Below are 5,311 nucleotides of genomic sequence, written 5' to 3'. Positions count from 1 at the left end.
ACGGGCCGTCAGCACCGATCAGCACGGTGGGTTTTGGCAATAACGGGCTTGCGAAAGCCAACTTGCACGGGGCGAATGATCAAAAAGTGCTCGCTGGCGGTGATAGGGAAAGTGTCGGCGCCGGCTTCACGGATTCAGGATACCATCACGTCGGTAAAAAGATCATTAACAGCAAAGAACAACTTCGGAGCACTGTTTACCGGCAGCTTCGACGTTTGCAAAAATTGCCACGACTATTGAAATCGTTTTTTGGCCATCCGGATTTGGCTTATATCTCCGGGTAATGTTCGCTTACTTTATTTCGAATTAGTAAGTGCAAGGCTGTCCTTGCCCACCCTTAAGGCCACACCTTGAATTGCTGCCCGTTTCCAGATCCACCCCACCATAGTCAGCACCTGGAAGCGCGACCTATTGGAGAGCGCGTCCGACCTCCTCGAAGGCAAGAGTATAGTCGGTAAGCAATTCGATGAACTCAGCACGGACGAACTGTACCGTGAGATTCGCCGACTGACGGTGGAACGCAATTTTTGTTGCTTAAGCTCCTGGGTGGCTCGTTCCACTTTGGCTGAGCTCCATGTATTTCACAGAGCCCTTCGGAAAATCCTTGCGAACCAAAAGCACTTCATCAACCTGTCACGTCAGTGACACGACAGTGTCATCTCTCAGCTTTACCGTTCAATTGTAACTCGCAATACGGCGAGCTTATTTATTGCAAAAGGTGATCCTGTGGCGCCAACTCAATCAACCAATGTGATGCTTCGAGTCGAGAGTATGGGCGTAACCTACCCGGGAAACGTCCTCGCGCTCAAACCCACCAACGTTCACTTTCACAAGGGCGAATTCACCGTGCTACTGGGACTTTCAGGCGCGGGTAAATCCACTCTGCTTCGTTCACTGAATCACCTGGTTAAGCCCACAACCGGGAAGGTTGTGTCTGGCGAGTTTGGTGAACTGACCAACCGTAGAATCCTGCGACAGCACCGCAGCCGCACCGCCATGGTGTTCCAGCATCACCAGCTGATCGAACGATACACCGCGTTACAGAATGTGCTGACAGGCAGACTTGCGTATCACGGTACTTGGCGAAGCCTGCTTCCCCTGCCCCGGCAGGACCTGGAGTTGGCTCTGCAATGCCTCGACCGCGTAGGTCTGGCTGACAAAGCGCTTTCCCGAGTAGATCAGTTGTCCGGCGGCCAGCAGCAGCGGGTTGGAATCGCCAGAGCATTGGTGCAGCAACCATCCATGATTCTTGCCGATGAGCCCGTTGCCAGCCTGGATCCGGCCACTTCTGAAAAGGTACTCGGCCTACTGCGCGATATTTGTCAGGAAGATGGAATCACCGCGGTTATTTCCTTGCACCAATTGGAATACGCCCAGCGTTTTGCAGACCGGATCATCGGCCTTTCGAACGCTCATATCGTTTTTGACGATGCTCCTGAAAACCTGAAATCGAAACACCTGGACGAGATTTACCACCGTTCACCCAGCGTGGTAGCTGCGGAAGGCAAACCAGCCATCCATAAACCTAAGACCACCCCGATAACGACAGACGTACTGGAGATAGCACAATGAAGACAATGATTCACTCTTTGCTGGCTCTGATAATGATGCTCGGCATCCATTGGTCAGCCCATGCCGCAGATACAGACCCTGATCTTTTGAAAGTTGCCTTGCTGCCGGATGAGAACGCGTCAGAACTGATCAAGCGAAACCAACCTTTGAAGGATTACCTGGAAACCACTCTTGGTAAGGAAGTAGAACTGATTGTTACCACCGATTACTCCTCCATGATCGAAGCCATGCGTTTTGGCCGAATTGACCTGGCTTACTTTGGTCCGTTGTCCTATGTGATGGCCAAGAGTAAGAGTGACATTGAACCCTTTGCCGCCATGGTGGTAGACGGGAAGCCGACTTATCGCTCCATCATTATTGCCAATGCGGACTCTGGCGTTGGCTCCTTCGCGGATATCAAAGGCAAGAAAATGGCCTACGGTGACCGCGCATCCACTTCCAGCCACCTGATCCCCAAGACCGTACTCCTTGAGAAGGCAGAGCTCGAAGCCGGAAAGGACTATGAGGCTCATTTCGTCGGTAGCCATGACGCTGTTGCGGTTAACGTCGCCAATGGCAATGCCGACGCCGGAGGGTTGTCCGAAGTTATCTTCGAGCATGTGATGGACCGCGGTTTGATTGATCGGAGCAAGGTCAAAGTGCTGGGCTACAGCGGTGACTTTCCTCAATACCCCTGGGCCATGCGTTCGAACCTGGCCCCTGAGCTGAAGAGCAACATTCAGAAAGCCTTTCTGCAGATCGATGACCCGGAGATTCTCGACAACCTGAAGGCTGAGGGATTCGCGGCAATTACCGACGAAGATTACGATGTCATCCGCGCTATGGGTGTCCTGCTCAATCTTGATTTCGCAAAAATGTGAGGAGTGCCCCATGAACTATACAACGACGGAACCGGCGACTCTGTCGCCGGCCCCGTCGGCCTCCGTGCTGGATGAGCACGCGAAAGGCTGGCGGAAAAAACTCGGACAGTCGCTGTTAGTGCTGCTCATCATTTTTGTCGCAAGTTGGTACGTAGGGCTGCTCAATTTCAATACACTTGCCAATGGCGTGCCAGCCATAGGCACACTCATTGGCGAATCTCTTCCACCTGACTTCACCAATGTGGCCAGCTGGGTGTCGCCGTTAATCGACACGCTTGCGATGAGCATTGCCGGTACTGCCATTGCAGTAACCTTGTCTGTGCCACTGGCATTCCTGGCTGCGCGCAACACCTCTCCACATCCGGTGGTGTTCCAAGTAACTCGAACCCTTTTAAACGGTTTGCGTTCAGTCCCGGAACTGATCATGGGCATCATCTTCGTGGCTGCTGTTGGTTTTGGGGCGTTGCCTGGCGTACTGGCGCTCGGTCTTCACTCCATTGGCATGGTTGGAAAGTTTTTTGCCGAAGCGATTGAGCATGTAGATGAGGCGCCAGTGGAAGCGGCCGATGCTGCCGGCGCTACTCGCTTGCAGGTGCTCTATCACGCCGTGCTGCCACAAGTACTTCCTCAATTCGCGGACGTGTCCATTTATCGCTGGGAATACAATTTCCGTGCCTCGACCGTAATGGGCATGGTGGGTGCCGGTGGTATTGGCTTCGAATTGATGGGCTCGCTGAGAATCATGCAGTATCAGGAAGTCAGCGCCATTCTCATTGTCATCTTGTTGATGGTCACCGTCGTGGACAGTCTCAGTGGCCGCCTTCGTAAGAAATTCAAATAAGGACCGTCTATGAAACCCAAGATTGTGATAACCCATAAGATCCATGACAGTGTTCTGGATGAACTTGCCCAAGATTGCGAGCTGGTCACCAACCAATCCGGCGCCACGTTGCCCCAGGAGGAAGTCGCTGCGCGCGTTGCAGACGCTGATGCGATGATGGCGTTCATGCCAGACCGAGTTGGAGTGGAGTTCCTACAGGGGTGTCCGCGCTTGAAGGTGATTGGTGCAGCCCTGAAAGGCTATGACAACTTTGATGTGGATGCCTGCACGCGTCATGGGGTTTGGCTGACATTTGTACCGGATTTGCTAACCGTGCCTACTGCAGAGCTAACGGTCGGGCTGACGATCAGTCTCACCCGACAAGTCAAGGCGGCGGACCACTTCGTTCGATCCGGTGAATTTACTGGCTGGACACCACGCTTCTATGGGCAGGGGATCGAAGGCTCACGGATTGGTATTGTGGGTATGGGGGCCATCGGCCAAGCGGTGGCGCAGCGCCTGAACGGATGGGGAGCGGATTTAATCTATTCCCAGCCGGAACGTTTACCCGTGCAGCATGAGCAGGCACTGGGTTTGTCCCATACTCCCCTCAAGATGCTGCTGGCCCAGTCAGATATTGTGATCCTGGCACTGGCGCTCAATGAGCAAACCCTCCACACCATTAATCGCGAAACGCTAACAGGAATGAAACCGGGCGCATTCCTTATCAATCCCTGCCGTGGATCTGTGGTGGATGAGGGTAGTGTTCTGCAAGCGCTTCAATCCGGTCAGTTGGGGGGGTACGCCGCTGATGTGTTTGAGATGGAAGATTGGGCGAGAGAAGATCGTCCGAGGGAGATCGCCCAGGGGCTCAGGGCCCACCCCAACACGCTGTTTACTGCTCACATCGGATCGGCAGTCAGCCAGGTGCGTCTGGCTATCGAGCAACGCGCTGCTCGGAACATTCTGCAAGTGCTTCGGGGTGAGCGGCCGGGTGATGCGATCAATGATCCCAGTGGCCGCGAGAGCGGCCCATGCTGAATCTTGTCTGGCTGAAGAGTTTCGTGGCGGTGCTGGACCACAACGGGTTTCAGGCCGCAGCCCGCCAGTTGGACATCGCACAACCCACACTGTCCCAGCACCTTCAAAAACTCGAAAACCAACTTGGCGTTTTATTGGTCCACAGGGGGCGCTCTGGCTGTGAGCCAACCCGGGCTGCCTTAACCTTGTTGCCTTTTGCCCGAAGTCTGCTCCGGCTGGAGGAGCAGGCGAGATCTTCCATTATGGAGGCTCGACTTCGCGTTGGGGCGAGCTCCAATATTGGGATTTATATGCTCCAGCCCTACATCCGTCGTTACAAGGAGCTGGGCGTAGGGCCCGAGGTGGATGTGGTAATAGATTCCAATCCGACTATTGCACGGCATTTATCGGACGGTGAGCTGGACGTGGCGATTATGGAGTGGTGGCATGATCTACCCGGATTCCATGCTCAGGCGTGGCGTAACGAGCCCGTTGTTCTAATCGTTCCGCCTGGTCACCCGTTAGCCCGTCGAACCGATATCGACCGCGATACGCTGTCTAACATGGCTCTGATCGGCGGCGAACCCGGCACCGGCACTGGCCGGCTTTTGGCGACCTACTTCGGTGAGCATGGGCCATTTCCGACGGTATCTATGCAGCTGGGTAGCACCGAAGCCGTCAAGCAAGCGGTTAAGGTCGGACTTGGCGCATCGTTGGTGCTTGAAAGTTCTGTACGGGAGGAGGTCCAAAATGGAAGTCTGGTGGCTATTCCCGTGAGTGAGCCTGGCCTTAGCAAGGAGCTGATGGTGATTTATCCGAGCAGCCTGGACAAACACAGGCCAGTATACTCGTTTGTTGGGCATCTCTGTGAATAGCTATTGGGTCCACCTCACGCATATCTAGCAGCCTGTCGGTCTTTCCGTTGCACCGTGAGATACTGACCACCGTCATCGCCGAGCTGAGAAGATCGCCATGAGCCGCTTCATCCCTGTGGATCGCCAGACCGATTACCTGCTGCCGCCTTCGGTAGACGAGTGGT

5 protein-coding genes and 1 pseudogene are annotated in these 5,311 nt (G+C 54.5%); all 6 read left to right on the top strand.

The genetic code is table 11. The features are described from left to right. Window positions 1–284, top strand: a pseudogene (locus tag AC13CY_RS10935) (hypothetical protein); the annotation flags it as partial. Window positions 285–726: 442 nt separating this feature from the next. Beyond that, complete coding sequence (phnC, locus tag AC13CY_RS10930; RefSeq protein ID WP_011784779.1) at window positions 727–1,572, top strand: phosphonate ABC transporter ATP-binding protein; 846 nt, start codon at window positions 727–729, stop codon at window positions 1,570–1,572. Further along, complete coding sequence (gene phnD, locus AC13CY_RS10925; RefSeq protein ID WP_011783500.1) at window positions 1,569–2,432, top strand: phosphate/phosphite/phosphonate ABC transporter substrate-binding protein; 864 nt, start codon at window positions 1,569–1,571, stop codon at window positions 2,430–2,432. The genes phnC and phnD overlap by 4 nt, the downstream gene beginning before the upstream one ends. A 10-nt stretch (window positions 2,433–2,442) precedes the next feature. Beyond that, window positions 2,443–3,273 carry a phosphonate ABC transporter, permease protein PhnE gene (phnE, locus tag AC13CY_RS10920; protein ID WP_011783501.1) on the top strand — a complete coding sequence of 277 codons (831 nt, stop codon included), beginning with the start codon at window positions 2,443–2,445 and terminating at the stop codon, window positions 3,271–3,273. Between the two features lie 9 nt (window positions 3,274–3,282). Beyond that, entirely contained in the window at window positions 3,283–4,293 is a 1,011-nt protein-coding gene (locus AC13CY_RS10915; RefSeq protein WP_058579626.1) for a phosphonate dehydrogenase, read from the top strand. Further along, window positions 4,287–5,147: a LysR family transcriptional regulator gene (locus AC13CY_RS10910; protein ID WP_011783503.1), complete on the top strand. Its 861-nt coding sequence runs from the start codon at window positions 4,287–4,289 to the stop codon at window positions 5,145–5,147. The genes AC13CY_RS10915 and AC13CY_RS10910 overlap by 7 nt, the downstream gene beginning before the upstream one ends. Window positions 5,148–5,311: the final 164 nt, after the last annotated feature.

The sequence above is a fragment of the Vreelandella sp. L-15 genome (genome assembly GCF_056857635.1).
Note: the sequence above shows the minus strand (reverse complement) of the source record. Positions and strands in the feature narration are given on the sequence as shown.